This is a genomic window from Hymenobacter sp. R533113 (assembly GCF_056835965.1).
On record NZ_JAKWBD010000011.1, the window covers coordinates 79,495 to 106,491 of the forward strand.

At 54.2% G+C, this 26,997-nt stretch carries 25 protein-coding genes, 1 tRNA gene and 1 pseudogene; 10 read left to right on the forward strand and 17 right to left on the reverse strand.

Annotated features, from left to right (window positions below; genetic code table 11):
- Positions 1 to 55: 55 nt before the first annotated feature.
- Positions 56 to 526 (reverse strand): hypothetical protein, encoded by a 471-nt coding sequence (locus tag MKZ35_RS07395; protein WP_482512594.1) that lies wholly within the window; start codon positions 524 to 526, stop codon positions 56 to 58.
- A 65-nt stretch (positions 527 to 591) separates the two neighbouring features.
- A complete protein-coding gene (locus MKZ35_RS07400; RefSeq protein ID WP_482512595.1) occupies positions 592 to 1,074 on the reverse strand; it encodes a LysM peptidoglycan-binding domain-containing protein in 483 nt (160 codons plus the stop codon).
- A gap of 282 nt (positions 1,075 to 1,356) precedes the next feature.
- On the opposite strand from MKZ35_RS07400, the gene kdsB reads away from it, so the two are divergent.
- Complete coding sequence (gene kdsB / locus MKZ35_RS07405; RefSeq protein ID WP_482512596.1) at positions 1,357 to 2,109, forward strand: 3-deoxy-manno-octulosonate cytidylyltransferase; 753 nt, start codon at positions 1,357 to 1,359, stop codon at positions 2,107 to 2,109.
- 29 nt (positions 2,110 to 2,138) lie between these two features.
- Here the strand turns inward: kdsB and MKZ35_RS07410 are convergent, their stop codons facing one another.
- The 5 genes from MKZ35_RS07410 to gap all read right to left on the reverse strand — a co-directional run bounded on the left by MKZ35_RS07410 (position 2,139) and on the right by gap (position 5,190).
- Positions 2,139 to 2,543, reverse strand: a complete 405-nt coding sequence (locus tag MKZ35_RS07410; protein WP_482512597.1) for a DUF1622 domain-containing protein — start codon at positions 2,541 to 2,543, stop codon at positions 2,139 to 2,141.
- 64 nt (positions 2,544 to 2,607) lie between these two features.
- Positions 2,608 to 2,955, reverse strand: coding sequence for a translation initiation factor (locus MKZ35_RS07415; RefSeq protein WP_482512598.1), 348 nt, complete (start codon positions 2,953 to 2,955; stop codon positions 2,608 to 2,610).
- A 123-nt stretch (positions 2,956 to 3,078) separates the two neighbouring features.
- Entirely contained in the window at positions 3,079 to 3,525 is a 447-nt protein-coding gene (locus MKZ35_RS07420; RefSeq protein WP_482512599.1) for a diacylglycerol/lipid kinase family protein, read from the reverse strand.
- 7 nt (positions 3,526 to 3,532) lie between these two features.
- On the reverse strand, positions 3,533 to 4,024 hold the full coding sequence (locus MKZ35_RS07425) for a diacylglycerol/lipid kinase family protein (protein WP_482512600.1): 492 nt from the start codon (positions 4,022 to 4,024) through the stop codon (positions 3,533 to 3,535).
- Positions 4,025 to 4,182: 158 nt separating this feature from the next.
- Positions 4,183 to 5,190, reverse strand: a complete 1,008-nt coding sequence (gene gap, locus MKZ35_RS07430; RefSeq protein ID WP_482512601.1) for a type I glyceraldehyde-3-phosphate dehydrogenase — start codon at positions 5,188 to 5,190, stop codon at positions 4,183 to 4,185.
- Between the two features lie 304 nt (positions 5,191 to 5,494).
- Here gap and MKZ35_RS07435 point away from each other — a divergent pair.
- The 4 genes and pseudogenes from MKZ35_RS07435 to MKZ35_RS07450 form a co-directional block, all read left to right on the forward strand.
- Positions 5,495 to 5,566, forward strand: a tRNA-Glu gene (locus tag MKZ35_RS07435).
- Positions 5,567 to 6,191: 625 nt separating this feature from the next.
- Complete coding sequence (locus MKZ35_RS07440) at positions 6,192 to 7,424, forward strand: NADP-dependent isocitrate dehydrogenase (RefSeq protein WP_482512602.1); 1,233 nt, start codon at positions 6,192 to 6,194, stop codon at positions 7,422 to 7,424.
- Between the two features lie 617 nt (positions 7,425 to 8,041).
- Positions 8,042 to 8,395, forward strand: a complete 354-nt coding sequence (locus tag MKZ35_RS07445; protein ID WP_482512603.1) for an ASCH/PUA domain-containing protein — start codon at positions 8,042 to 8,044, stop codon at positions 8,393 to 8,395.
- Positions 8,396 to 8,757: 362 nt separating this feature from the next.
- A pseudogene (locus tag MKZ35_RS07450) lies at positions 8,758 to 9,024 on the forward strand (hypothetical protein); the annotation flags it as partial.
- Positions 9,025 to 9,243: 219 nt separating this feature from the next.
- Here MKZ35_RS07450 and MKZ35_RS07455 read toward each other — a convergent pair.
- The 5 genes from MKZ35_RS07455 to MKZ35_RS07475 all read right to left on the reverse strand — a co-directional run bounded on the left by MKZ35_RS07455 (position 9,244) and on the right by MKZ35_RS07475 (position 14,614).
- Positions 9,244 to 10,482 (reverse strand): CotH family protein, encoded by a 1,239-nt coding sequence (locus tag MKZ35_RS07455; RefSeq protein WP_482512833.1) that lies wholly within the window; start codon positions 10,480 to 10,482, stop codon positions 9,244 to 9,246.
- 17 nt (positions 10,483 to 10,499) lie between these two features.
- Positions 10,500 to 10,952, reverse strand: coding sequence for a hypothetical protein (locus MKZ35_RS07460; RefSeq protein ID WP_482512604.1), 453 nt, complete (start codon positions 10,950 to 10,952; stop codon positions 10,500 to 10,502).
- A 366-nt stretch (positions 10,953 to 11,318) separates the two neighbouring features.
- Positions 11,319 to 12,449, reverse strand: a complete 1,131-nt coding sequence (locus MKZ35_RS07465; RefSeq protein WP_482512605.1) for a metallophosphoesterase — start codon at positions 12,447 to 12,449, stop codon at positions 11,319 to 11,321.
- Positions 12,450 to 12,627: 178 nt separating this feature from the next.
- Complete coding sequence (locus tag MKZ35_RS07470; RefSeq protein ID WP_482512606.1) at positions 12,628 to 13,731, reverse strand: hypothetical protein; 1,104 nt, start codon at positions 13,729 to 13,731, stop codon at positions 12,628 to 12,630.
- Complete coding sequence (locus MKZ35_RS07475; RefSeq protein WP_482512607.1) at positions 13,688 to 14,614, reverse strand: alpha/beta hydrolase family protein; 927 nt, start codon at positions 14,612 to 14,614, stop codon at positions 13,688 to 13,690. The genes MKZ35_RS07470 and MKZ35_RS07475 overlap by 44 nt, the downstream gene beginning before the upstream one ends.
- A gap of 383 nt (positions 14,615 to 14,997) precedes the next feature.
- Between MKZ35_RS07475 and MKZ35_RS07480 the strand changes: the two genes are divergently transcribed.
- The 4 genes from MKZ35_RS07480 to MKZ35_RS07495 all read left to right on the forward strand — a co-directional run bounded on the left by MKZ35_RS07480 (position 14,998) and on the right by MKZ35_RS07495 (position 17,679).
- Entirely contained in the window at positions 14,998 to 15,558 is a 561-nt protein-coding gene (locus MKZ35_RS07480; protein ID WP_482512608.1) for a hypothetical protein, read from the forward strand.
- Positions 15,559 to 15,614: 56 nt separating this feature from the next.
- A complete protein-coding gene (locus tag MKZ35_RS07485; protein ID WP_482512609.1) occupies positions 15,615 to 16,175 on the forward strand; it encodes an ABC transporter permease in 561 nt (186 codons plus the stop codon).
- A gap of 158 nt (positions 16,176 to 16,333) precedes the next feature.
- Positions 16,334 to 17,056: an alpha-amylase family glycosyl hydrolase gene (locus MKZ35_RS07490; protein ID WP_482512610.1), complete on the forward strand. Its 723-nt coding sequence runs from the start codon at positions 16,334 to 16,336 to the stop codon at positions 17,054 to 17,056.
- The gene (locus tag MKZ35_RS07495; protein ID WP_482512611.1) at positions 17,032 to 17,679 is read left to right on the forward strand and encodes an alpha-amylase family glycosyl hydrolase; all 648 of its coding nucleotides are present in this window, start codon (positions 17,032 to 17,034) and stop codon (positions 17,677 to 17,679) included. The genes MKZ35_RS07490 and MKZ35_RS07495 overlap by 25 nt, the downstream gene beginning before the upstream one ends.
- 20 nt (positions 17,680 to 17,699) lie before the next feature.
- Here the strand turns inward: MKZ35_RS07495 and MKZ35_RS07500 are convergent, their stop codons facing one another.
- The 3 genes from MKZ35_RS07500 to MKZ35_RS07510 form a co-directional block, all read right to left on the reverse strand.
- The gene (locus tag MKZ35_RS07500; protein ID WP_482512612.1) at positions 17,700 to 19,283 is read right to left on the reverse strand and encodes an N-acyl-D-amino-acid deacylase family protein; all 1,584 of its coding nucleotides are present in this window, start codon (positions 19,281 to 19,283) and stop codon (positions 17,700 to 17,702) included.
- 171 nt (positions 19,284 to 19,454) lie between these two features.
- Entirely contained in the window at positions 19,455 to 20,063 is a 609-nt protein-coding gene (locus MKZ35_RS07505) for a hypothetical protein (protein ID WP_482512613.1), read from the reverse strand.
- Between the two features lie 57 nt (positions 20,064 to 20,120).
- Positions 20,121 to 20,564, reverse strand: coding sequence for a hypothetical protein (locus tag MKZ35_RS07510; RefSeq protein ID WP_482512614.1), 444 nt, complete (start codon positions 20,562 to 20,564; stop codon positions 20,121 to 20,123).
- Between the two features lie 489 nt (positions 20,565 to 21,053).
- Here MKZ35_RS07510 and MKZ35_RS07515 point away from each other — a divergent pair, with 489 nt between their 5' ends.
- Positions 21,054 to 22,076: a WD40/YVTN/BNR-like repeat-containing protein gene (locus tag MKZ35_RS07515; RefSeq protein WP_482512615.1), complete on the forward strand. Its 1,023-nt coding sequence runs from the start codon at positions 21,054 to 21,056 to the stop codon at positions 22,074 to 22,076.
- Between the two features lie 2,940 nt (positions 22,077 to 25,016).
- Here the strand turns inward: MKZ35_RS07515 and MKZ35_RS07520 are convergent.
- Positions 25,017 to 25,877: an aminotransferase class IV gene (locus MKZ35_RS07520; protein WP_482512616.1), complete on the reverse strand. Its 861-nt coding sequence runs from the start codon at positions 25,875 to 25,877 to the stop codon at positions 25,017 to 25,019.
- Positions 25,867 to 26,997 carry a DmpA family aminopeptidase gene (locus MKZ35_RS07525; protein WP_482512617.1) on the reverse strand — a complete coding sequence of 377 codons (1,131 nt, stop codon included), beginning with the start codon at positions 26,995 to 26,997 and terminating at the stop codon, positions 25,867 to 25,869. Before MKZ35_RS07525 ends, MKZ35_RS07520 begins: the two co-directional genes overlap by 11 nt.

A 26,997-nucleotide genomic window follows, 5' to 3' on the forward strand; every position in this document is an offset into this window, starting at 1 on the left:
GCTTTACTTTTCGCTTCTACTCCTGACTCCTGGATCTTAACTCTCAGCTTCATGCTTACGGTACGTAAGAAGTTTCGACCCGAAAGCGGCTGTCGGGCGTAGCCAGGCGCTGCACGGCGCGGGGCGACAGGCGCACCAGAATGTTGCTGTTTTCACCCGTATCAGGCAGTTGACCAATGACGCGCACGTACACCGACTGCCCATTCATGATGTTACGCACCTGCATGATGGTACCGACAGCGGCCGTTTTGTGTAGAGCCAGATATTTATCGGTGCCCGTACCTTCTATTTTGGTCGCCAACCCACTTTCGGTTACGCGACGCACGATTTCGCTGGCCCGCTCAGGCGCACGCTCCTCGGCTTCCTGAACCGGCGTACGAACTGAATCTTTGGTATTAGTCGCGACAGGAGCCGTTCGAGCGGGCACCGGCGCCGCCACAACTGGCTTAGGCGTCGCAGGAACTGGTGCCGAGGTAGGCGCGGGAGTAGCAGGCGGTTCTACGGGCGCAGTGGGTGTAGTAGTCACCGTCGCCGTCGTCGCAGGGGATTTAACCTTACCTGCTGGCACTATAATCAGTCGCTGACCAACCTTTACTCCAGTAGTGGCAGGCAGGCCATTGAAGCGCGCAAGATCGGCGGGGAAAGTTGAAAGAGGCGGGCAATGGCGTATAGCGTCTGGCCTTTTTGCACCGTATACACGCGGTTGCCATTGGTGTCGGTGGGCAAAGCGCGAGCGGCGGCAACCGTACTGGCAGGAGTTGAAGGTCGCGCTGCGGTGCTTGTCGGCGCGGGCGTTGTGAGTACTACCCGTGTACGGGGCACCAGTACCACCTGGCCTGTTACCAGGGCGCCTTTGAGCGAGGAATTGGTCTCTACAATTTGCTCTACGGGCACTGAATAGCGCCGCGAGAGGCCGTAAAGGGTTTCCCCGGCCACCACACGGTGCTTGATAAACATTTTATTATTACGGTATTCAACTCCAATGGAATCGGGCGGGAGAGTGGGCCGGGGCGCGGCGGTGGCGACAAAACCAGCGAGAACGAACGCGGGCAGCAGCGACAAAAAACGGGTCATATGAGCAGTTCGCGAAAAACGAGTGTCCCCAAAATCAGGCGGAGCAGCTTAGGGGAAATTTAAAAGTGTCGAAAGATAAAAAATAATCCCGGCTGAGTCCCAAAAAGGCCATTTCTGCGGGGTCCAACGACACCTAATAATCTACTTCCGTTCAACGTGGTCGGGCTTCATTTATTGGCCTGCCAAGCCACATTCCCAATCCAAGGACCAAGCAATTCGAGGTTTTCGCTGTTCTTTGCAAAAAGCCCCCAGCTGGTATTCAGCTTTACTAAACACCTTTTTATGATCCGCGCCATTGGGATTATTCCCGCCCGCTACGCCTCCACTCGCCTACCCGGCAAGCCCTTGGTTGACTTGGGGGGCAAATCGATGATTCAACGCGTGGTGGAGCAGGCGAAGCGGGCGCAACTCCAGCGTGTGGTAGTGGCGACTGATGATAAGCGCATTCTGGAGCACGTTCACAGTTTCGGGGGCGAAGCGGTGCTTACTTCCCCCGATCATCCCAGCGGCACTGACCGCGTGTTTGATGCTTACCAACAACTCGGCGTGGTCACCGACTGTATCATTAATATTCAGGGCGATGAGCCCTTTATTCACCCCGCTCAAATTGATGCCCTTGTAGCACTTTTTGACGGTAAAAAAGCCCCCCAGCTCGCCACGTTAGTCAAACCAGTGCTCAACGAGGAAGAGTTATTCAGTCCTCATTTACCTAAAGTTGTGCTCGATGCTGCGGGGCATGCATTGTATTTCAGTCGTCACCCACTGCCCTACCAGCGCCAGGCTGAACCTGGCCAGTGGCTTACGCACCACCGCTACCTGCGCCACATCGGCTTGTACGCCTACCGCCCCGACGTACTGGCCGCTATTACCAAACTGCCGCCCTCCTCGCTAGAGCAGGCCGAAAGCCTGGAGCAGCTGCGATGGCTGGAGAATGGCTACCGCATTCTGACGGCTGAAACGGAGCTGGAAACCATTGGTATCGACACACCAGAGGATGTGGAGCGGGCCAGGAAGTTGTTGGCGATTACCACGTAAATACCCCCCAGCGCTTTTTTCCGCGCTTGCTAGGTGCCGGGAGCTTGGTGCGCTCGCTCCGTCACCGATTGTTCGGCGCTCTGGCGTTCTTCCTCCTTCATCTCCTTGGTCAGGAAATAGTTGAGACCAGTTCGGATGACGGCAATGGCGCCGAGCTGCCCGATTTGCTGCCAGCTGGGCGCAATAGCCGTGGAGAGAATATCAGCGCCCAGCTGAAACTCCAGCGCCAGGGCCAGGTAGCGGGCAAGCGTCAGGCGAATAGCCGTAAAATTGGCCGTGCGGCGCTGTACCAATGCTTTTATCAGCAACCAGCCCGCCACTGCGATGCCCAGTGTAATAATGAGCGCACCTACGGTTTCGACACCCAGCTTCAGCCACTGCACGGCGTTAATAATGCCACTTTCGGCTAGTTCACGTGGATTGACGGCTTCCATTTAAGTGAGTAAAGTGACTGCGCTATGGACACCAGCTACTGCTGCATTCGCTTTTGCTACTATTCTAGCCACCGGATTTCTTGGCTTTGTAGCCTTGATCCAGTAGTACGCCCATCACCTTATCGCGGAAGTCGCCTTGAATAAGGATGTCGCCGTCTTTGGCGTTGCCACCTACGCCACATTTGGTTTTGAGCAGCTTAGCCAGCGTTTGTAGGTCGGCATCCTGACCCACGAAGCCGGTGATGAGCGTTACTTGCTTGCCCCCGCTTTTGCGGTCGAGGTGCACGCGCAGGTTTTGCTGCTGGGGCGGCCGGGTTACTACTGCTTCTTCGTCGGCGTGCTGGTAAGAAAAGTCGGAGTTGGTGGAATACACCACGCCTTCGCGGCTGCGGCGGTTTTTGTCGTCTTTCATGGGTTTAAATGGCGAGTGGTGAGATGGTGAAATGGTGAGTTTGATGTTCAATTTGCGCCATCTGGGCGGTCTGCGCAAATTGAACATCAAACTCACTATTTCACCACTCACTATTTCACTATCTTAAATGGCTACCTCCAAAGCCAGAGGTAGCAATTCTATTTCAAAGCTAGTAGCCTCGCCCGCATAGTCGCCATCTACATGAAAGCCCATGGGCGCGGTGGCCTCTACCAACACGTGTCGCGATGTATGATACACCGCCGCCCCCGACTGGGGCAAATCGCCGAGGGCTAGGCCGAGAGCCACGCGCACGGCCCGACGTAGAGGTAGGGCATCAATCAGGCACACATCAAGTAATCCGTCACGAATATCGGCGCGTGGAGCAATGTAGGCGTTGTTGCCATACTGCCCGGCATTGGCGAAGGCCAGCACATAGCAGTCGGTAGTCAGCGTGCGGTTGTTGAGCGTAACCGTAATTGGCTTGGGCTGAAAAGTTCGGTACTCGCGCAGCGCCACGCGCACGTAGGTGGCCAGGCCGCGGGTGCCAGCGGTGGCGAAGCACTTGCTCACATGAGCATCAAACCCCAGCCCGGCCGTGCAAAAAAGGGCGACCATTAATCCGGCCCACATCCATAAGCTGAAACTCCGGCTTACTCATCCGGCGGATAGCAGCGGGCAGAGCTAATGGCACCTCCAGATGCCGGGCCATACCATTGCCTGAGCCGCGCGGCAGAATACCCATGGCGGCATTTGTACCCAGTAAGCCCCGTCCCACTTCATTTACCGTCCCATCACCCCCCACGGCCACTACCGTACGAAATCCTTCGGCGGCGGCAGTGCGGGCTATTTCCTCCGCGTGTCCCGCGTAGGCCGTCATTCGCAGGGCATGGTCAACGGCGGAATGGTCGAGGTAGCGCTCAATGAGGGCCGGCACATCTTGCTGACGGCTGGTGCCGGAAGCAGGATTCAGGATAAAACAGATACGCGGCTTGGCGGGCATAGATGGATAGAAACGCGGCGCGAAGCGCAAGGTTGAGGGAGAGTAGCGCGAAGCTTCCGCTTCGCGCACGAGCGGAGTGAGTAGGCAGCACCGCGCCACTAACAGCTTATGCGTAGGAACTCGCTTCGCTCGTGCGCGAAGCGGAGGCTTCGCATTATTCTCAGTAATAGAAAAGCCCACCCGCTTTGGGTGGGCTTTTCTATTACTGAGAAGTAATGCGGCAGGCGCTATTTCGCCATTTTCTCGCCCAACTGCTGGATCAAATCAGCGGTGCGCGTGCTGTAGCCAAACTCGTTATCGTACCAGCCTACCACTTTCACCAGCGTACCGTTGGCGGCCGTCAGCTGCGAATCGAAGATGCAGGAGTGCGGATTGCCCACGATATCGATGCTTACCAACGGATCGGTGGAGTATTCAATAATGCCTTTCATCGGGCCTTCAGCGGCTTTCTTTACGGCCTCGTTGATCTGCTCCTTCGTCACTTCTTTCTTTAAAATAACGGTCAGGTCAGTAGTCGAGCCATCCGGCACGGGCACCCGCATAGCGATACCATCAAGCTTGCCTTTCAGCTGAGGCAACACCAAACCTACGGCCTTAGCGGCACCGGTGCTGGTAGGAATAATGCTCAGCGCGGCAGCACGGGCGCGGCGCAAATCCTTGTGCGGTGCGTCCTGCAGGTTTTGGTCGGAGGTGTAGGCATGCACCGTGGTGATGTAGCCTTTCTCAATGCCGAAAGCCTCATCCAACACCTTAGCCATGGGAGCCAAGCAGTTGGTAGTGCAGCTGGCATTAGACAGAATGGTTTCGTCGCCGGTCAGGATGTCTTCGTTTACGCCCAATACGACGGTTGGAATATTGCCCGTAGCGGGTGCCGAAATCACGACTTTTTTGCAGCCGGCGGTGAGGTGTTGACCAGCGCCAGCCTCATCCACGAAGCGGCCCGTAGACTCCAATACCACATCGATGCCCAGCTCGCCCCAGGGCAATAGCTTCGGGTCGCGCTCGGCCAGGGCCTGAATGCGTTGGCCGTTTACGGTCAGGCTGTTTTCATCGAACTCCACCGTGCCGTTGAAGCGGCCGTGTACGGAGTCGTATTTGAGCAAGTGAGCCAGCGTCTTGTTATCAGTCAGGTCGTTGATGGCCACGACTTCCACGTTGTCGCGGCCGAGCAGAGACTTGAACGTGAGGCGACCAATGCGGCCGAAGCCGTTGATGGCGACTTTAATTTTAGCCATGATTACAGGTTTGGGGTTTGGGAATTAAGTAGACCACGAGGGCCGGGTGGAAACGCGGAGCGAAGGTACAGGGCGAAGGGAATATAGCCAAATCGACTACCAAGCCTTCTGCGTTGCTTCCACTCTTACGGTTTTGGGCCACTTCCGACGGGCTCTCAACGCTAAATTTGCCCCCCGCAAAAAGAATTTCTTCCTGAAAGTCAGCCCATTTAGTGCTGGGGGGCTTTTTTTTGGCCGTACGTATTGCGCTGAATTATCTCTGCCTTATCTTTGCACCACTAAAAACGAGTAAGGCACATCATCTGGTCCGTTCGTCTAGGGGTTAGGACAGTAGATTTTCATTCTACCAACAGGGGTTCGATTCCCCTACGGACTACTCTAAGCCACTCGCTTTAAGCTAACAAATACCGCTCTACGCCTCGTAGAGCGGTATTTTGCGTTTACCCTGTTTCTTCTTGGCTAACAGTTCGCAAATATTACTACATAAAGCATCCGGTATGGTTCAGGCAGCAGGTATTGCTAACGTCTAGCGGACCCGCTTTTTTCCGGGCGGGTCTTTTACGCCTCTAGTCAACGTCAGGGTATACATGCGCCCCGCTTTGGTAGTCAGAAATTCGACGGTGTGGTCAGGATTGTTCCAGTTAAAAACTTTCGGAAGGAATCCGGCACTAAGGGCGCGTCCTGATCCTGTAGATACAGTTGGCCGTTGGTGTAGAGAATGGCTTGGTGATAGAGGCCAGGGCAAACTTGGTATCTGGGGTGTTGGGCACGGCCCCTGCCGCATCAGCCAGCCTGCTGCTACCTCTGGGGGGCTTTTTTACGTCGGCCTTTGTTACTGAGGAGTTTATCATTGTGGCCTTTATTGCTGCGCAATACCTGCTAGAGCAACCCTGTTCGAGTTAATTGCTTTTTGTCGGAGACCTTTGAACAAGATAAGATTGGGCCCGTATCTTCGGGCTACATATAAGAGGCAGCACATTAATCATCTGTTCCCTGAGGAAATGACAAAAATCAAAGTAGCAAACCCGGTAGTGGAGCTTGATGGCGACGAAATGACGCGCATCATCTGGAAGTTCATCAAGGACAAGTTGATTACGCCTTACCTCGACCTCGACATCAAGTATTATGATCTGGGAATTGAGTACCGCGATGCGACCGGTGACCAGGTTACTATCGACGCTGCCAATGCCATTCGACAGTACGGAGTAGGCATCAAGTGCGCGACCATCACACCGGATGAGGAGCGCGTAAAAGAGTTTAACCTAAAGCAGATGTGGAAGTCGCCAAACGGCACCATTCGTAACATCCTGGATGGCACTGTGTTCCGCGAGCCCATCGTCATGAGCAACGTACCCCGCCTGGTTCCTAACTGGACGGCTCCTATCTGCATTGGGCGCCATGCTTTCGGCGACCAGTACCGGGCAACCGATTTCGTGACCAAAGGCAAAGGCAAGCTCACTATCACCTTTACCCCGGAGGATGGCGGCGAAACCCAGTCTTTTGAAGTATTCAACTTCAAGAGCGATGGAGTAGCGCTGGCCATGTACAACACGGATGAGTCAATCCGGGGATTTGCTCATGCCTGCTTCAACCAAGCCTTGATGAAAGGCTGGCCCCTATATTTATCGACTAAAAACACCATCCTAAAAAAATACGATGGTCGTTTTAAGGACATCTTCCAGGAAATTTACGAGCAGGATTATCAGACGAAGTTCACGGCCGCCGGCATCACCTACGAGCACCGGTTGATTGACGACATGGTGGCCTCGGCCCTAAAATGGAATGGCAACTTTGTGTGGGCCTGCAAAAACTACGATGGCGACGTGCAAAGCGACACCGTAGCCCAGGGCTTCGGCTCCTTGGGGCTGATGACTTCTACCTTGGTAACCCCCGATGGCACTGTAATGGAGGCTGAAGCCGCGCACGGCACGGTTACCCGTCACTACCGCGACCATCAGGCAGGCAAGCCAACCTCTACAAATCCTATTGCCTCCATTTTTGCCTGGACCCGCGGGCTGGAGTTTCGGGGAATTCTGGATGGAAACCAAGAGCTGATCGGTTTCTGCAAAGCCCTGGAAGCCGTCTGCATCGAAACGGTAGAAAGTGGCAAAATGACCAAGGACCTGGCTGTTTGCATTCATGGCAACAAGGTAGAACACGGACGAGACTACCTTTATACGGAAGAGTTTTTGGAGGCCTTAGACAAGAACCTGAAAGCTAAGCTGGGCAAATAAGACTGAGGTATTCCTGTTAAAAAAGCCCATTCGGCCACTGAATGGGCTTTTTTAATATTCCAACGATTTTAACGTTTCCTGCACGCTTAGTAGCTAGTCCTATTTACTCCCTATTTGATTGAAGTAGAGTCAGCAGATCTTATCGTTCTGATGGCACACTTTGTTCGCTATTTGTGTTGCTAGCTTTTGTACCTGTTAATACATCTCTAAAACAGGCGTAAAATAAGAAGCGTATAAATTTTAAATGATTTAATTCGTATTTTAAACCTGTGTACGCCCCGGAGCTGCTGCCACTATCCCACCCGGCCTGCTCAATATTTCGCTTGCGACAGGGAGCAAGCGGGCCAGACTACCAAAAAGGGACGACTTTTTTGTCGTAGTGCTGGGCTATTAACCCCAATGGCTATTTAGCCTCATTTTCTTAAGGCAACATTTTCTAACACTGGCTTGCTTGCTCATAGCCAAGCATCTACTTGTTAGCATGTGGTACGCGTGGGAATCAAGCGGTTCTGTGCGAGAAATACGAGCTGTGCACAGCCTTGCTAACTCACCCCACCCGATGGACACATTTAGCTGCTGTACGAAACCTGCTATGGCGAACTAGTTGTTAGCCAAGTATGCGCCTTCAAACGACGAACATCATGAATACCAGTATATTAACTCTTGACCGCCCCACGGCGACAATTCATACCCATGAGTTGAAAATCTGGCCTGCCTGCTTCGAAGCTACGGTATCAGGCGCCAAGAATTTCGACGTGCGCGAAAACGACCGGGCTTACCAGGTTGGTGACGCCGTGCAGCTGCGGGAATATGAGCCGGAAAGCGAAACCTACAGTGGGCGTTCGGTGGCCCGCTGGATTACCTATGTACTGCATGGAGGCTCATTTGGCCTTGAAGAAGGCTGGTGCGTGCTGGGCTTGGGCGAGCTACGCCCTCTGCCGCCCGGCGTAAGCGACACCCGATTGTGGTAACTAAACAGGTACTGGCTGAAAACAAATTCGTCCTCAGCCAGCACCTGTTTTCTTTTTACATCATTCATAATCGCGTGCTGTCGCAACCGAATAGCACGGTCGAGTTCTAATGCCTTCTTCCAGTGATGAAATCTGCTGACCCGCAAGACCTTTACCGCCCTGAATTTGAGCGTGATGCATGTGGCACCAATTTTATCACCTCTCTGAACGGCTGCAAGTCGCATCATACGATTGAGGATGCGCTGATTTATGCTGGAGCATATGGAGCACCGTGGCGCCTGTGACCACTCCGATTCGGACGATGGGGCTGGCTTGTTTTTGCAGGTGTCCCCGAATTTAACGCCGCGGTCCACCAGCAGGCGTATCAGGTTCTATTTTCCACCAACAATTTTTTGGGGTTCACGGGCCGCATCTGTTTGGTACCGCACGAATCGGCTTGTATGCTAAGCATTAACCGTGAGACAGTTACCATTGAGGAGATTGAAAAGCACATTATTGAAATTGCTTTTAGTAAAGCGTATGCTGCCCTGTCAGCGCTACTCAACCCAACTATTTCCCGGCTCAAAACCAGGATTGAAAACATATCCGTGCAGCAGAGTATTCAGCGCATGTTTTGGCTACTGAAATAGCCACGGCCTTATGGGTAATAGCCCAGGTAAGCAAATGGTTACAACTCTATAGATAAATCATAAAAAAGCCCTCCACGCGGCTGTGGGAGGGGGGACTTTTTCATGATTTATTCACAGTAACTACTATTGATGCCTGGCGCTTTATATCTTTCTTATTAACCAGCTTTTCTTGGAAGATCAGAAAAGCAAAAACCTTACACCAACTTTTATCACTTTAAGCTAGTTAATGACCAGTTTTCTCATTTTTAATAAATTATCACTTTTTATAGTTGCGATATACATTCCCTTTTTTAAATGATGAATTGCTATTTTATTTATCTCACCAGACAAGCAAGCCTTCAACGCCACCTTACCATTCAAATCCTGGATGATTAATTCGAAGGGCTTTGAATTAGAATTAACACTTAAATAATCCGTTGCCGGGTTAGGATAGAGTTGAAATACCGCGTCTAGCTGACTGTCTGCAGTGCTCAAAACGACATCTGAAATAACAAGCGTACTACCAAAAGCTACGTCCAGGTATTCTAATCTGCTTTTGAGCCATGTGGAAATATAAGCTAGCTGGTCGTCGCTTCGCTCAAATGCGCTCCAAGCAAGACGTTCACGCTCATACACCTTGTTATTCAGCAAGTAATCATGATTCTTCTGAAACTTTGCTAGTATAAATTCTTCTGTTATTATCGAAGATCTTAGCTCAGCCCAGCGGCGGTTAAGTGCAAAGCGAAACCCATTTGCTGAACGGTCCTGCATCAAACGATCATAAAAGCCATTAGATAAAATATCGTTCGTAACATTTATATTCCAACCTTGCCAGTCATTACCAAATACGCCGTCGAGGTCCCATGGAACGTAATAATATGGATCATCCGTTTTATACTTAGCGATATAAATGTTTTTGCCAGTGTTATCAGTAGCTCTAAGCAAATTCAGAAAGATAAAATAATCAACTGCATTATTCAGGTTGAATTTTTTCTGGTAATCACGATAAAACTCCTCATTCGGACTATTCTTTACAAAATTTACAAAATTGTAAATATTCGTCCAATCGGTTTTTTCTTCAGGGTGCTTGTATTCAAAACCGTCCCACGTCAAACTAGTATTATCAAATGGCGGCAACCCCGTAAAAGTCACGGCTCCACCCCATTCGTTGCCTTTGTACAGTTCTCCTTTTATTCCATTGCTGTACTTTTTCAGCTTTAATTGCTTGCGGTCAACTCGCTCGCTCAAGGTATAAACTCCTTTATATTCATCATTAACAAAAAGCTCTACATAAACCATGTCAATGCCATTCTTGGCATCTGGCTCTTTGTCCTTATAGTATATCTGGTGTATATTCTGCCACAATTCGTTTGAGACTTTGCTTCTTATACGCAAAGGCTCATTGTACATAGCTTGCAAATTCCACTTATTATCCGTGCGCATTTGCAAAAAGCTTACGTCCCTACTTTCTGCGGCTATAGTATCATTTAAGAAGCTTAATTCGTACGACTTTTTTGGAAATGTTTGCGAAAAAGCCCCCTGGTTTCAATTCCTAATGCCGACTCAGTAACAAGGCCTGTTGACTCGGACATGCTAAATTTAGCATATACACTAGGGCTATCTTTTATTTCCTTTTTAGCACCAATCTGAATAACTGGAAGCTGAGTAAAATACAGGGTATACGTTTGATTATCGTGTTTAACCTGGTAAGAACTAGAAGACTTTAAAATTGCGGCTGGCTCAACAAAACTATATTTTTTATCAAGCAAAATATCACTGACAATTTCGCCATTAGTGGCATTTATTTCGTTGATATTTTGATTGATCAGTATCAGGTTCTTTCTGTGATCAACATGATAAAATTTTGATGGAACTGTGATAGTAGCACCAGCTATGGCGTTTATCCCTGTAACGATTATAAGAGTAAATATAATTATTACACTTTTCATAGTAGAAGGTTTTCGCATTACTCGCTTGTTCTAAATTAGGGTTTTGGCACTTGAGGGCACATTTTATAACCAAACCCAACCATTAAAAAGCATGCCAATATTGAAGTTTATATAACTAAATAAAGAATGAGAATTCCGGCTAACAACTCTCTAATTATCAATCAACTAGAGAAATGAATACTCATATGTTCGGCTAATGAATACCTAACGCAGTAAAGTATTCAGCGCTAGGAGAGGCTTTACATAGGAGCTTTTTGCGTCATTAGCCCCACTATTCAGGGGTGATGACGCAAAAAAGCGGCAGTAGAAATGAAGCCTTTTTCGAGACTTTATTCCTACTGCCGCCTGTACCTGGCTTCGGGGTGTTTAGTACGCTACGGCGCGGGTCACTAATGAGAAGCTGCTGCCCAGCAACTGCACATAGTACACGCCCGCGGGCAAGCCATTGCGCTGCCACACGAGTCGGTGCCGGCCCGCCTTTACCGTGCCTTTTTGGAGCGTGGCTACTTCCTGGCCCAGCGTATTCAGAATGCGTATCTGCACCTCGGCAGGGCTTGGCAAAGAAAATTCAATTTGGGTGGCATCCTGAAAAGGATTGGGGCTGACGGGGTAGAGAGTGGGCGTCGTGGTTGGGGCTGGCCGGAGCACGTAGGTATCCTTGAGCTCTTGTTTGCGGGTAAAAAACTGTAGAACCAAGCTATCGGGGGTGGCATTGAGTAGCATTGCGCCATAGTCTGTGCCGAAGATGGCTTGGCTTTGGGGAAGGGGCACTTTTAGAACATTTTTGACGCTACGCCCGCCTAAGCCATTTACAAAGTACGGTATCCCGTCAACTAGCAGCCGCTCGTAGTGGTGGTCGTGGCCGGCCAACACCACCGAGGCACCCCACTCGCGGAAGGGCCATTGCATAACCGTGGTGCTACCATGATGCCCGGACGAGGAATATGGCGCGTGGTGCAAATACACAACTTTCCACAGCGCCGTAGAAGCAGCGAGTTTCTTTTTTAGCCATTGGGCCTGCACCGAGTTAGCATCAATGCCATCGGGCTCAGCCGGGTCACTGTCGAGAGCGAAGAGGTGTACATCGCCGCGCACAATATCGTAGTAGCGGCCATTACCAGGCAGGGTAAAGTAATCCCGGTAGGGCTCGCCATTCGAGGTATAATAATCGTGGTTGCCGAGCGCGGGAAAGAAACGATTGGTGGAGGCGCTGGGGCCATAGCGGCCTTTGTATTTATAAATGTAGGCGTGATAGTACTGGCCAATATTCTGATCAATAGTGGCCGAATCACCTAGCTCGTAATTGTTATCGCCGAGGGTAATAATAAATTCCGGATTCCAGCTTTTCACTAAATCCGCTACATTCTTCTCAGCTCGACCTGCATAACCATAGTCGCCAATGGCCGCAAACCGCTGCCCATAACCAAGCTGGGCCAGAACACACAAGCAAAAAACGAGTGTAAAGCGTTGCGAAGCCCGAAAAAGACGAGATAACATGAAGCTGGTATAATGAATAGAAAGGTACATGACTTAGTACCTCCAGGTATTAAAACTAATTTCCCAGCTACCTCATGCGCGTCCCGTCGCATAAAATTAATTCAATTTTCTTGCCACTGTCGGGTTTTAAAACCTTAAAAGACAGGTTTCACATTCGGCCCTTAGTGTTACGGCTGCTTTATCGCACGTCTTTTTTATGAAGTCGTTGGGGGCCTATTACCGCCGCCACATCCGATAAGTCGTAGTAGTGCAACACATTGGGCAGCACCAGTGAGTACCAATCTTTCCGGGTAGGCTGCGTTAGAATTTCGTGGAACGAGCCAGGTAAATCACTCACTTCTAATCGGGTAATTTGAGGCGACAGCACGGCCGCGTGCAGGGCCACCGGCGCGGCCCGCCCATTAGCATATACCTCCACGGGCACAGCGTTGAACCGATTATCCTGCCGGACAAAGCTTAGCACCGAAAACACATCCTCCACCCGCTGCCCCAATAATGGCCGGCCTAGGTGCAGTGCCAGCAGCGCCGGTCGATATTCGCGGTTGTAGTATTTGGGGTCGTTGAACGAGGCTGGATCGGTGGTTTCGCCCAGGCCGCGCAGGTCTACGAGCAGCACGGCAGCCCGCTCTTGCAGGTATTTGGCAACCAGATCGGCGCTATCTGCAAGTGAAGCCTTGCCTTGATCGGGCAGCCAGATAATAACCTTACTGGGGGGCAAATTATTGGGTGGCAGAGCTAGCAGAGCGGGTAAGGGCGGCTGGCCGGCGCGACGGAGCAGCAGCTTACGCATGGTGATACCTTGGCCTTGTACGCTGCCTTCGTCGGCCACTTCCAAAGGAGGGATAATAGCTGTGGCGTCGGGCAATGCCAGTACGTGCCGGATAGCCGCCGTGAGGCTGGCATACGTGAGTGGCTGGCGCCGGGAAGCCAGTTCCTGCGCCTGCGCCAAATACTGATCTGATAGCGTGCTTTCTTTTGGGAAGGCAGTATTCACCTGGCCCGTAGAGGTGCATTGCAGTTGCTCAGCCGACAGCGTAGCCAGGGCATTTTCCGGCACGAGCAGCGCATCATCCCGCAGCCACCGTCGGAACCAGACTACGGCCGCCTCCCGCTTGGGCAGAGAAATGCCATGCCCATCGTCGAAGGTGAACAGGTTGATTCGTCCAGGTTTTTCTAGCTCGGTATATACTTGCTTTAGCTCGTGATAAGTGGCTTGTATGCTGGTATAATCGACAAAGTCATAACGGCCAGCTAGGAGCAGCAAAGGTTTGGGCGCAAACATGAGTGGCCACTCCAGTAAGTCGAAGGCCAGCCTGGCCGGCGCCGGGAATCTGCACGCAGCCGTCGGCAGGGCCGGTAAGCTCCAGGTTTCTTTCGCCGCTGGCCACGTAGCTGCACAGGGCAGCCACCTTCACCCGCGGATCGAACCCAATGAAATAAGCGGTTTGCGTAGCGCCCCCGGAGTTGCCGAGGCAGCCGATGCGGTCGGGGTCGACTTCGCGGCGGGTGAGTAGATAATCGAGTCCGCGCACGTTATCCCACAGCTGGGCGGCGGGCACGCTGGTGCCCAGCAAGGCCGCGCCCGCATTAAGCAGGGTGTGCTCGGTGGTGCCGCCGCGAGTAAGTGGCTTTCCATTAGCATCAGTGAGCTGATACCGCTCACCCTGAGAAATCGGGTCGATGACCAGCACCATAAAGCCATTCTGAGCGAAAAGAATGGCGGTTTTCTGGTATGACTCGGTGGCTTTGGCAGTGGCTTCGTGGCCGCAGAAGAGCAGCACGGCGGGCCATTTGCCTTTGCCCTTCGGCACATACAAGTTGGCCGTAACGTGGTGGCGGGGAGTACTTTCGTAGACAATTTTCTCTATCTGATAGCCGGCGCGCTCCATTTTGCCCCCCACCCGGGCCTTGAGCGGCGTACGGGCTGGTAGCGGACCCAAGAGGCGGCGGTAGCGCGCCCGGGCGCTGTCCTGATACGCCCGCATGGCTGCCCCCGATTTCAAAGCAGCAGCGAAAGCAGCCCGACGCTGGTCGGACTGCTGATGAGTTTGCTGAACCAGGTAGGTATTGAGCGTAGTGGGTGCCTTCCAGTCAATGACGTTGTAGGGCGCTTGGGCGCGAGCGTACCCGCTGAGCCACAATTCGAGCGCAGCGGAAAGCAGCAATACGCTTACAGCGGATAGGCGATTACAATGTTTGGGCACTCTTAAAGTTACCGAAAGCTCTGCATTAAACAGCTAGAGGAAAACGCGCCGAATGCCGATGGGTACGGGCAAATGGTAAAACGCGAAACGGCCATGTTCGACCTGATGAATAACCTGCAGAACATGCGCAATCTAATGCAGCAAAACCGCATTCAGCAGCTTAACCAATTCGACGATATCGCATACCGTTTGAAAGAAGCCAAGCGCATTTATGAGTTGAATAAATCGCTGTACGAGCAGAAAGTTATTTCGCGGCAAGAGTTCACAGAAAGCCAGAACAACTACCAGTACCAAGTGCGCAAGCGGCAGCTACCAATCAAACCCTGCAGCAGGATTCGGTGGCGATGCGCCAGCAAGTCAATCAGATGCAGGAATCGGTGGGGCGCATGCAAAACAACCTGGCCCTGATGCACAAGAAGATGGATGACCTGACCATCAAAGCGCCCGTAGCCGGTCGGATTACCTCACTGAACGCCGGGGTAGGCGAGTCGATTACTCCTGGGCAGCGCATTGGGCAGCTGGATATGCTCAACGGCCTGAAGGTGCGGGCCAATATTGATGAGTACTACATCTCGCGCATTTTTCCGGGGCAGAAAGGCGAGTGGCTTTCCCGGCAATGCCGTCGCCGGCGACCAGGTGCATGTGTCGAAAGATGGGGAGCAAAACCTTATTCCGCTACGCTGTTGATGGTTAATTACGACTACATCAATCCCTTAAGTTTGGAGCTGCTTAACGGTCGTAATTTCTCAAAGGAACTAACCACGGATAAGGACTACGCCTTCATTATCAACGAGACGGCCGTCAAAGAATTTGGCTTCGGAACACCCCAGAAAGCTCTTGGCCAGGACTTGATCTGGAAGATTGAGGCCCAGCCAAACCAGACTCGCTTAAAAAGGGCCAAGTGATCGGGGTGGTAAAAGATTTCCATTACAAAAGACTCTATGACAAGGTAGAGCCGGCTGTGCTACAGATAAATCCGGCGGATAACTGGAAGGTAGCCGTGAAGATGAAGTCCACCGACGTCGGCCAATCGGTGGCGCACGTAGAGCAAGTGTGGAACAAGTTCACCCTCAATTATCCCATCGAATACAAGTTTCCGGATGAGAATTTCGACCAGATGTACAAGGCCGAAGACAAGCTAAAATCTCTGCTCTGGATCTTTACGGGTGTCGCTGTTTTCGTGGGTTGCCTGGGCTTATTCGGGCTGGCAACCTACGCGGCCGAGCGCCGCAAAAAGGAAATCAGCATCCGCAAAGTGCTCGGGGCCGACGTATCAACCATCGTCAGGTTGCTGTCCAAAGAGTTTGTCAAGCTGGTAGTAGTAGCGGCCGTCATTGCGTTTCCGATAGCGTGGCTGGTAGTGCACAACTGGCTGGAAGACTTTGCCTACCGTATAGATATTCCGCTGTGGGTCTTTGTGGCGGCGGGCGTGGCAGCGGCGCTGGTCGCATTCCTAACCATTAGCTATCAGGCTATTAAGGCCGCTACGACTAACCCCATCAAAAACCTCCGCACCGAGTAAGCTTAACTTCCTGTACCGGAAAGGCTCTTGGCAGATGGTCTTTGGGGGCTTTTTCCGAGGGCCTTTCGCCTATAAAGGGGCGCGAATTCGATCTGATTGGGTGAACTTGCAGCTGCTTCCAGCCACGCATTAACTAACTCAAAAAGCCCCCCACTGCCGTGCCCGATTCTGCCGCTCACCCTCACGCTCATCTGTTTCAGGTTCGTCACCCGGAATGGGCCGCTAATGCTACTATTTACGAAGTAAACCTGCGAAATTATACGCCAGAAGGTACTTTTCGGGCCTTTGAAAGTCATTTGCCCCGGCTGGCAGCTATGGGCGTGAGCATCGTGTGGCTGATGCCGATTCATCCGATTGGCGAAGTAGAGCGCAAGGGCAGCCTGGGCAGCCAATACGCAGTGCGCGACTATTTTGGGGTGAATACGGAGTTCGGAACCCTATCCGACTTGCGTCACCTCGTGCAAACGGCTCACGACCTGGGCCTGCGCGTGCTGCTCGACTGGGTAGCCAACCACACGAGTTGGGACAACCTGCTCGTCACGGAGCACCCTGATTGGTACCAACACGACGCCCAGGGCAACCTCGTGCCGCCCGTAGCCGACTGGACCGATGTAGTAGCCTTCGACTATACCCAACCCCAGCTGCGCCGCTACATGACGGACGCCCTGCTCTACTGGGTGCGCGAAGCCGATATCGACGGCTACCGCTGCGACGTGGCCGGCCTCGTACCCACCGATTTCTGGGACGACGCCCGCCAGGAGCTCGACGCGGTGAAGCCCCTGTTTATGCTGGCCGAGTGGGACGAGTTATACCCATCTGGGGGCTTTCCTGGGAAGAATTTGACGGCAACACCAGGTTGCTGGAGAAGGCCTTCAACATGACCTTTGGCCTGCGCCTGCATTACCTGCTCGACCACATTGCCGAGGGCAAGCAGCCGCTCCCTGCTATTGACGACTACCTGACCGCCGAGCGGGCCAAGTACCCGCCTTCGGTATACCTGATGCACTTTACCAGCAACCATGACGTGAACAGCTGGGACGGCACCGAGTACGAGCGTCTGGGGCCGCTGGCTCTGCCTTTTGCGGTGCTCACGGTGCTGCTGCCGGGCATGCCGCTGGTGTACACCGGGCAGGAAGCGGCCCTGAATCGGCGGCTGGCCTTCTTCGACAAGGATACGGTTGCGTGGCAGGATATTCCGCTGCAGGATTTTTACACCCGCTTGCTCCAGCTCAAGCGCCGCCACCCGGCCCTGCGCAACGGCGACGCTGCCAGCCACTTCCAGCGCCTACCCAGCCCCGCCGACCTTTACGGCTTCCGGCGCTACAGGGAAGAGGCGGCCGTGCTCTGCGTTATCAACTGCGCCGCCACCGCGCAGAGGCTGCCGCTGCCGGCCGAGGCGTCGGGCCAATGGATGGACATTTTCACGGACACCATTCTCACCCTGTCGGCGGGCGAAGAGTTGCTCGTGCCGGCCCACGGCTGGCGGGTGCTGGAGCAAGGCTAAAGCTTACGGAGCATTAAGCGTTATAGCTGCCGGCCCGGACCATACAAAATTTGCCCCCCACGGGTGCCCGTGTGCCGGCCGTCACGCAGGGTGAGGCGGCCATTGACCAGCACATACTGCATGCCTACGGAATACTGGTGCGGCTTATCAAAGGTAGAGCGGTCAGCGACCGTAGCCGGGTCGAAAACGACAATATCAGCCACGAAGCCGAGGCGCAGCAGGCCGCGGTCGGCAAAGCCGAAGGTTTGAGCCGGCAGGCTGGTCATGCGGCGGATGGCTTCTTCCAGGGTCAGGATGTGCTTTTCGCGTACGTAGTGGCCCAGCACGCGGGCATTGGAACCGTAGCCGCGCGGATGCGGCACGCCCTCCTGCCACACCCGGATGCTGGCATCGGAGGCCACCATGTTCTGCGGGTAGCGCATGATGTTTTGCACGTCCGTTTCGCTCATGCCGTGAAACACCATGCCCGCATCGTATTGCAGCACCAGGTCGAGCACGGTAGCGGCCTCGGCGCGGGCGTTGTGCGGACGGTTTCGGCGGCGGTTTATTTCCTCGATGCTGCGGCCCTGGTAGCTGGTATCGGGCGGGAAGCTGGCCACCACGGCGTAGCTGAAGTGCTTGAGCTTGCGCCGACGCAGGCGCGCTACCATACTGGCTATCACGGCTTTGCGCACGGCAGGACGCGCCAAACGAGCTTGCAGAGAATCGCGACCATCGGCCTGTACGTCCTCGGGAATTAGCGTGCTGAGCGATGTGGAGCTGGCCGTGTAGGGATACTGGTCGATGGTGACTTCCTGCCCCGCCCGCCGGGCCTCCTCGATAAGATTAAGCAGGTTAGCGGTACGGCCCCAGTTCTGCTGCCCACCCAGCTTGAGGTGGGAAATCTGAACCGGTAGCCCGGCCTCGCGACCAATCCGCAAGGCCTCCTGAATAGAATAAGTTACGCTGTCGGTTTCATTGCGCATATGGGTGGCGTAGAGGCCCTGATGCCGACCCGCTACCCGCGCCAGGCGCACCAGCTCGGGGGTGCGGGCGTAGGTGCCGGGAATGTAAATCAGCCCCGATGATAAGCCCACCGCGCCGGCTTGCATGGCGCTGTCTACCAGCGCTTCCATGCGCTGCAGCTCGGCCTCGGTAGGCACCCGCTGCGCCCGGCCCAGCACGGCCTTGCGCACGGTGCCGTGGCCAATCAAAGAGGCCACATTCACCGACAACCGGACGCTGTCCAGGACCTGAAAATAGCCCCCCAGCGGCAACCGCGAGGAGCCGCAGTTGCCCGTTACCACCGTCGTCACGCCGTCGTAAATAAAGTTGTCGGCGGTGGGTTGGCGCAGCTCGTCGTCTTCAATGTGCGTGTGCACGTCGATAAAGCCCGGCGCTACGGCCAGGCCTTTTACATCGAGCACAGTATCAGCGGGGTAATTGGCGGCTAGTCGGCCCACGGCCACAATGCGGCCCGCCCGGATGGCCACGTCGCCCAGCGTCCAGGCGTTGCCGGTGCCGTCGTAGAGGCGGCCGTTGCGGATGAGGATATCAGCCTTCGGGGTTTGGGCCGCGGTGGCTTGGGCGAAAAGTAGCAGGACGAGTAGCAGGGAGCAGCGCATAGCGGCTAAGGTAGTGGATAGCCGTTGTTTCTTATGGCTCTTGAAGGTGGGAGCTTGTTGGCGTTGTAGGGTACAGATTGTTGGTGAGAATCAAGGTGATGGTGGGTACAAAAGCGGTACCAGTCACCTTTGACGTTGGTTGAGATAATTCGCCTTATCGGACAGTAAAGGCTAATAAAAGGTAATGCTATCGAGTAAGATTTCATCTGCGCGATGGCTCCCTCCATATACATAAAATTTTAGGGGGAACGGGGGGTAACCAATGCCTATATGCGCGCTGATATAGGCCACTAAGACCCCATCCATCCCCAAATGAAAAGAGCTTTCGTTTTCCCCGTATTGATGCCGAATAGAATAGGTGTATGTTAAGCCCGTCGCATCCGAACCCGGTTGTAACCGGACGATGAGCGTTTTACTGCCTACAGCATCTATTTCGCTCGCGATAGTACAGCCCTCGTCACATACCCAAAAGTTCTCTAGATACGCTTCTTCTATTCGGATTGAATACAGCGAATCGTGGCGCAGGAACTGGGGGCGGACTTGTACGTGTCGGTCAAACACGCCCATGGTTTTCGACTTGGTGGAACTGGTGGTATAGGACCTCATGCCTTCTATTGGATTCAGCGAGGCTAAGAACTGGTAGCCTGCCCCGACCAAACCTGCTAAGAGCACAACGAGCAGCCCTACTCTTTTTTGTTTACCTGAAGCCATCGCAAAGTGGGCATTATACGCTATTGGATTAATTTTTTGTGAGAATAACAGTCTTCTTGTTCTTCTCATTGACTCTTATCAAATTCGCTAAACATACGGGGGTTCAACGCGCTGTCTTACCCATCGCTACAACTCATAGTAGAGCCCTTCGCCCAAAGCATTAAATAGCTCCAAGTGGAGCAGGATTAACAGAGGAAACAACACCAACGCCGCCAACCTGAGCCACCACGTCACCTGTTTCTGGTCCCATAAGGCCCTAGCAATAAAGCCCAACGAGAGCACTGCTCCCACCAGAACCATCAGATTCATGAATCCTTGTCCCTCGGCATCATGCGAGCCGCCGCCTGTGAGTTTGATACCGATATCCTGTAAACCCAGTAATACGGCACACAGCCCCGTTTGCAGATAAGGCGGCCATGCCGGCCCATAAAACATAATCAGCCACGTCATGCCGGCCGCTATCAACGGCGACAAGAGCATACCGGTGGGAGCTCGATAGTGGTCAAAGAGCACATTAGCGGAAAGTACTAGACAAGCGAAAACAATAACCCAGATTTTAGAGAAAGTCATGTTACTAACCAGCAAAATGAAGACGTACAGCTAGGCAGCAATTTCGTGCCAGTTAGAATAGAATTTTTATGAGTTTGTACAGGCGATTTATTGTTAGAACTCTTCTTTGCATTCCTCTTGACATAACGTTAGTTATATCATTGTCTCGAAATAGCCTCATAAATACTTTACCATCTAGCAGGCCGCAGATTGTGCTTTTCGGATTCTTGGCTTCGACACTATTTATCAACTATAAAAGAAAGCGCCTAGGGAAGCTGTTTGAGTTTTTGGGCCAGTCAGAACAAGGTAGAGACGCAAAATATTGCGTCTCTACCTTGTTTAATTTAGCATAAGCTACAAGCACAACAGTGGAATATACTCCTCCAGAAAGTTTCTCGCTAGTTTAGAATCTATGGCTGATTACCTTAGAGGCAGTTGGCTTGCTAAGACCATTCACCGCGATTTTTGGGCGCTTATTTTTAGTGCCTGATCCATGTTAACCCATTGCGCATGAAACTTTCGCTACCCTTAAATGCCGCTTTTGTTGGCGTGCTGTTTCTTCTGCTACTTACTACTTCGGCCGAAGCCCAACAGCGCTCCAAACGAAAAAAAGCCCCCCAAGGCACGGCCGCAGTCTATGATACTACCTTGTACAATGGGCTGCGGTGGCGCTCCATTGGCCCTTACCGCGGCGGACGGGCCGGTACGGCGACGGGCGTGCCCGGCAACCCCAACCTGTACTACATGGGTACGGCCGGGGGCGGCGTGTGGCGCACTACCGATGGCGGCGGCACCTGGGATAATATCTCGGACCGCTACTTTGGCGGGTCAGTAGGGGCCGTGGCCGTCAGCGAGTCGGACCCGAACGTGCTGTACGCCGGCGAGGGCGAGCAAACCGTGCGGGGCAACGTGTCGTCGGGCTTTGGGGTGTGGAAGTCGCAGGATGCGGGCCAGACCTGGGTGAACGTGGGCCTGAAGGATTCGCGCCACATCGGCCGCATCCGCATTCACCCCAAAAACCCGGATCTGGTGTACGTAGCGGCCATGGGCGACCTGTACGCGCCCAGCGAGATGCGCGGCGTGTACCGCTCCAAAGATGGGGGCAAGAACTGGGAGCGGGTGCTGTTTGCCAACAAAGACGCGGGCGCCGTTGACTTACTACTGGACCCTTCCAACCCGCGCATTCTGTACGCCAGCACCTGGAATGTGCGGCGCACCCCGTACAGCTTCTCCTCGGGCGGACCGGGCTCGGGCCTGTGGAAAAGCACCGATGGCGGTGACACCTGGAAGGATATTTCCCGCAACGAAGGCTTGCCCGCGGGCACTTTGGGCATCATCGGCGTGGCGGTTTCGCCCGTGAATTCCAGCCGGGTGTGGGCCATGGTGGAGGCTGAAAAGGGGGCTTGTTTCGCTCCGACGATGGGGGCAAGAACTGGCAGAAGCTCTCCGACGACCGTAATCTGCGCCAGCGGGCCTGGTACTATACCCGCATTTATGCCGACCCCAAGGATGCGGACGTCATGTACGTGCTGAACGTCTCGTACCACAAAAGCAAGGATGGGGGCCGCACTTTCCAGGCCAACGATGCCCCCCACGGCGACCACCACGATCTGTGGATTGCCCCCGAGAACCCCAACCGCATGGTGATGGCCGACGACGGCGGGGCCCAGGTGAGTACCGACGGCGGCCTGAACTGGACCACGTACCACAACCAGCCCACGGGGCAGTTTTACCGCGTGGTCACCGACAACCATTTCCCTTACCGTATTTACGGAGCCCAGCAGGACAACTCAACGGTGCGAATTCCGCACCGCACGGGTGGCCGCAGCATCGAGGAGCGCGACTGGGAATCGACGGCCGGGGGCGAAAGCGCCCATCTGGCCGTGGACCCGATTAACCCCGACATCGTGTATGGGGGCAGCTACGACGGGTATCTTTCCCGTGTAGACCATGGCACCCAGCAGGAGCGCACCATTGACGTGTGGCCCGACAACCCCATGGGCCACGGCGCGGAGGGCATGAAATACCGGTTTCAGTGGAATTTCCCCCTGCTGTTTTCCGCCCACGACCCTAAGAAGCTTTACGCCGGCTCCAACCATCTGCACGCAACGACCAACGAAGGCCAATCGTGGGAAATAATCAGTCCGGACCTGACCCGCAATGATCCAAAAACCCTGGGGCCATCGGGCGGGCCTATTACCAAGGACAACACGGCCGTGGAGTACTATGGTACCATCTTCGCCATCGCGGAGTCGCCGGCCGAGCAAGGCGTTATCTGGACGGGCTCCGACGACGGGCTGCTGCACGTAACCCGCGACAATGGCAAGACCTGGACGAAGGTGCTGCCTAAGGGCATGCCCGAGTGGATTCAGATTAACAGCATCGACGCCCATCCCACCAGCAAGGGGGCAGCCTACGTGGCGGCCACGATGTATAAGTCCGGGGACTTTCGGCCCTACCTCTACAAGACCACCGACTACGGCAAGACGTGGACGAAAATCACCGCCGGCATTCCCGACACGCACTTTACCCGCGTGGTTCGCGCCGACCCCAAGCGCCCCGGCCTGCTCTACGCCGGCACCGAATACGGCATGTATGTCTCCTTTAATGACGGCAAGCAATGGCAGCCGTTTCAGCTCAATCTGCCGCCGGCTTCCATTACTGACCTGACTATTAAAAACGACAACCTCATTGCCGCTACTCAGGGCCGGGGGTTCTGGCTGCTCGACGACCTTACGCCCCTGCACCAGCTGAGTGCGCCGGTAGCCGCCAGCAAGTTTCATCTGTTCACGCCCACCCCGACTTACAAAATGGAGGGCCGCGGCACCCCCACCATTCCCAAAACCGCGGGCCAGAACCATCCGGGCGGGGTCATGCTGTATTATCACTTGGCTCAAAAACAGGATTCGACCAGCAATGTCAAGCTGGAAATCCTGGATTCGAGCGGCAAGCTTATTCGCACGTTCGCCAACACCGACCGGGACCTGGGGGGCAAAAATCTGACGAAGGCAGAAAAAGCCAAAGTAAAAAAGGAGCTGCTGCCCACCCGTAAGGGCCTGAACCGTTACGTGTGGGATTTGAGCTACCCCGATGCCAGCCAGTTTGAAGGGCTTATTTTGTGGGGTGGCGGCACGCAGGGACCCAGGGCCGTACCGGGCACCTACAAAGCCCGCCTGACACTCAACCAGGAAACGCAGGAAACTGCCTTTACCGTGCTGCCCGATCCGCGCAGCAAAGCCACGCCGCAAGACCTACAGGCGCAGTTTGACTTCCTGCAAGAAGTACAGCGGAAACTCACGGAAACCCACGACGCCATCCGCGATATCCGCACCATTCGCGGGCAGCTCAACACCATCACGGGCCCGTTGAAAGACCAGGCCAATGCCAAGGATATCGTAGAATCGGCAGCGGCCATCGATAAGAAAATGACTCAGATTGAAGAGGCGCTTTACCAGACCAAGAACAAAAGTGGCCAGGACCCCCTGAACTTCCCGATCCGGTTGAACAACAAATTAGCCAATCTGGTCGGGCAGGCCAGCACCGGCGACTACCGGCCCACGGAGCAAGCCGTGGCGTTCAAGAAGGAAGTTACGGAGCAGATTAATCAGCAGCTCAGTCAGTTCAAAATGCTCAGGGAGCAGGACCTTCCGGCCCTGAACAAGCTCATTCGGGATAAGAGCGTGGATGCCATTACGCTTCCCCGGCCGGCCGCGCAGCCTACTCCCAGTAGCATGTAGGGAAATGTTTTATGCATAAGAAAGCCCAAATCTGTTAGCAGGTCTGGGCTTTTCGCGGCTAGGATATAGATGCTGGATTTATTGCAAATTATAGCGCACTCGATGCATCTTAATGGGAACTGGTAGCAGCGCGCCGTGCCCAATCCATCATCGCCTTACGCCTGCTGCCGTACCTCTACAAAGGTTATTCCCCCGCTGAGCGCGCAGCTTGTACAAGGCTTGAAATAGCCCCAAAGGGAAGCCGTAGTTGCCGCTCTACTGAGCCAGCTCCTTCAATTCTCTCTGCCTATAAATCCATAACACACAAGGCACGCAAAAGCGAGAAACCGAACGCACGAAAGCCCCGAGTGCATGACCAGTGCCGTAGCTGTCCGTCTGCCCGCTAAGAGCCATCCACAATTCACCTACTGATTTGAAAAAAGCCGGAGTCTGAGCAACGGTAACTATTGCTGAGCACACAAAGCCCACTAGAAGTAGTTGAGGCAAAATTCGTTTTACCATTACTGTCTTTTTTCTATGGTATAGTAGCGATGCAATATACTGGAGCAAAGCCGTAAATCAGCACTTTCTGCTTTCCGAATGCAAAGAAGCTGTTTAGGAAGCCGTCCAAAACACACTGGAGCGTCATGCTGGCTCTGGCGTCTGCTTACTTTGCGCTATTCCCGCGCCTATCCTAAATCTTCGCTGGCGGCAGGGTAGCCTTCTCATAGCTACCTAGCAAGGACTGACTAGTTGACTAGATTACAAGTAACGTTTGCCGCTCTTGTTCTTCTACTTGCAGCAGTGCCTGCAGCAACGCCAGTGTCACTGGCCCCGGCTTGCCGGGGCCCAGTACAACATCATCAATCTGTACCACCGGCAGCACGCGCTTGGTTGTGCTGGTCAGGAAAGCTTCTTTGGCCTGATATACATCGTCGAGGGTTACCGTGCCGACCGATACTGAATAGGGCTGCTCAGGCAGCGCCAGGATATTGCGGCGCGTGATGCCCGCCAGCACCTGGGTAGCGGGGGTAACTACGGTGTTGTCGTGCTTTACCAGGAAGAAATTGGCGCGCGGAAACTCCGTCACCACGCCCTTGTGGTGGTAAAGCACATCGTCGGCGCCGTGGGCTTTGATCTGCTTGATAAGCCGAATGCCCATGGAGTAGTTGATGGTTTTGGCCGGCGGTATTTCGCGCAGGTAGTCGTGTGTTATCACTTTGATGCCCGTTACTAACAACTCGGGCGTAGGCAGCACCAGCGGCTGCTCTGTGATGAGCAGGTTGGGCTCGCCTGGGTTATAGCCATCGGCTGAGTAGCCGCCGGTCAGGATCATCTTGATGCCGGACAGCGGCAGGTCGTTGCGCCGAATCAGGGCCTGAATTACCTCTATCAACGCCGGGCGCGCCAACGGTATGGTCAGTTCCATGAGCTGCGCCGATTGGTAGAAGCGGTCGAGATAGTAGTCGAGAAATAATGGCTGCCCCGCATGCACCTTAAAGAAATCGAACACGCCGTAGCCGCGCTGGATGGCCAGGTCGCTGATGTGCAGAAACGCCTGATCGAGGGGCGTAATCTGGCCGTGGATATACGCGTGCAGCGGCGAGTTAGCGGGCATGGTGTTGCTTTAAAATCTTCAGAACTTTATCCAGCGGCAAGGCCTCAATGCGCTGTTGCTCCTTGCCCTGCATGGGTTCGGCCTTGAAAAGCGAGTTGATAATGGCTTCTTCCGTGGCCTCGATAACCGCCAGAAACAGCGGCGACATAGCTTCGTTGGTGAGCGTGGTCGTGGTTTGGGTAGCAGTGGTAGGCGCATACGGCACGCGCAAGCCCGGATGGGTGGAAAAAGCGATGATGTAATCGCCGCTGCCGTTGGTAGCAATGCCACCCGTCTTGCCCAGGCCCAGAAAGGCACGCTTGGCCAGGCGCTCCAGGTTGCGGGCATCGACGGGCGCATCGGTGGCTACCACAATCATGCACGACCCATCGGCGCGGTCTTTCAGCTGCTGACTCAGGTAAAATTGCTCCAGCTCCTGGCCTACCGGCGCCCCGTTGATCTGGAGCACGCCGCCAAAATTCGTCTGCACCAGCACGCCCACGGTATAGCCCCCCTGCTTGGCAGGCAACAGGCGCGAGGCCGTGCCGATACCACCTTTAAAGCCAAAGCATACGGTGCCCGTACCGGCGCCTACGTTGCCCTCGGCCACCGGGCCACCCTGTGCCTGCTCGATGGCGGCCAGCACGTGCTGCTCCGTGACATGGCGGCCGCGTATGTCGTTGAGGCCACCGTCGTTGGTCTCCCCTACCACGGCGTTTACCGACTGTACCGCTTCGTTGCCTGGCTGCCGCAGCACATACCCTACCACCGCGTTCAGGGCCGTGCCCACGCCAAGCGTGTTGGTCAGGACGATGGGCGTTTCAAGAATGCCGAGCTCTTCTATTTGCGTGCTGCCCGCCAGCTTGCCGAAGCCGTTGCCGACGTACACCGCCGCTGGCACCTTCTGCTGAAACACGTTGCCGGCGTGCGGCACAATGGCCGTTACGCCGGTTCGCACCGATTGGCCTTGCACCAAAGTCGTGTGCCCTACGCGCACACCCTGTACATCGGTAATGGCGTTGAGCGCACCGGCGGGCAGCACCCCAATGCGGATGCTATACTCTCTGGCGCGTTTACGTTCCTGACTTCGAGCCTGTAAGGCCAAGCCTACAAGCAGCAGCACTAGCAAGGATAGTTTCAT

What these genes read in the sequence shown, in the direction of transcription:
- MKZ35_RS07515 (WP_482512615.1), top strand. Translation starts at nt 21,054, where the DNA reads ATGAAACTTTCGCTACCCTTAAATGCCGCTTTTGTTGGCGTGCTGTTT.
- MKZ35_RS07470 (WP_482512606.1), bottom strand. Translation starts at nt 13,731, where the DNA reads ATGTTTGCGCCCAAACCTTTGCTGCTCCTAGCTGGCCGTTATGACTTT.
- kdsB (WP_482512596.1), top strand. Translation starts at nt 1,357, where the DNA reads ATGATCCGCGCCATTGGGATTATTCCCGCCCGCTACGCCTCCACTCGC.
- MKZ35_RS07460 (WP_482512604.1), bottom strand. Translation starts at nt 10,952, where the DNA reads ATGAAAAGTGTAATAATTATATTTACTCTTATAATCGTTACAGGGATA.
- MKZ35_RS07525 (WP_482512617.1), bottom strand. Translation starts at nt 26,997, where the DNA reads ATGAAACTATCCTTGCTAGTGCTGCTGCTTGTAGGCTTGGCCTTACAG.
- MKZ35_RS07445 (WP_482512603.1), top strand. Translation starts at nt 8,042, where the DNA reads ATGCGCCTTCAAACGACGAACATCATGAATACCAGTATATTAACTCTT.
- MKZ35_RS07415 (WP_482512598.1), bottom strand. Translation starts at nt 2,955, where the DNA reads ATGAAAGACGACAAAAACCGCCGCAGCCGCGAAGGCGTGGTGTATTCC.
- MKZ35_RS07520 (WP_482512616.1), bottom strand. Translation starts at nt 25,877, where the DNA reads ATGCCCGCTAACTCGCCGCTGCACGCGTATATCCACGGCCAGATTACG.
- MKZ35_RS07440 (WP_482512602.1), top strand. Translation starts at nt 6,192, where the DNA reads ATGACAAAAATCAAAGTAGCAAACCCGGTAGTGGAGCTTGATGGCGAC.
- MKZ35_RS07480 (WP_482512608.1), top strand. Translation starts at nt 14,998, where the DNA reads ATGCGCCAGCAAGTCAATCAGATGCAGGAATCGGTGGGGCGCATGCAA.
- gap (WP_482512601.1), bottom strand. Translation starts at nt 5,190, where the DNA reads ATGGCTAAAATTAAAGTCGCCATCAACGGCTTCGGCCGCATTGGTCGC.
- MKZ35_RS07505 (WP_482512613.1), bottom strand. Translation starts at nt 20,063, where the DNA reads ATGAGAAGAACAAGAAGACTGTTATTCTCACAAAAAATTAATCCAATA.
- MKZ35_RS07510 (WP_482512614.1), bottom strand. Translation starts at nt 20,564, where the DNA reads ATGACTTTCTCTAAAATCTGGGTTATTGTTTTCGCTTGTCTAGTACTT.
- MKZ35_RS07400 (WP_482512595.1), bottom strand. Translation starts at nt 1,074, where the DNA reads ATGACCCGTTTTTTGTCGCTGCTGCCCGCGTTCGTTCTCGCTGGTTTT.
- MKZ35_RS07465 (WP_482512605.1), bottom strand. Translation starts at nt 12,449, where the DNA reads ATGTTATCTCGTCTTTTTCGGGCTTCGCAACGCTTTACACTCGTTTTT.
- MKZ35_RS07410 (WP_482512597.1), bottom strand. Translation starts at nt 2,543, where the DNA reads ATGGAAGCCGTCAATCCACGTGAACTAGCCGAAAGTGGCATTATTAAC.
- MKZ35_RS07500 (WP_482512612.1), bottom strand. Translation starts at nt 19,283, where the DNA reads ATGCGCTGCTCCCTGCTACTCGTCCTGCTACTTTTCGCCCAAGCCACC.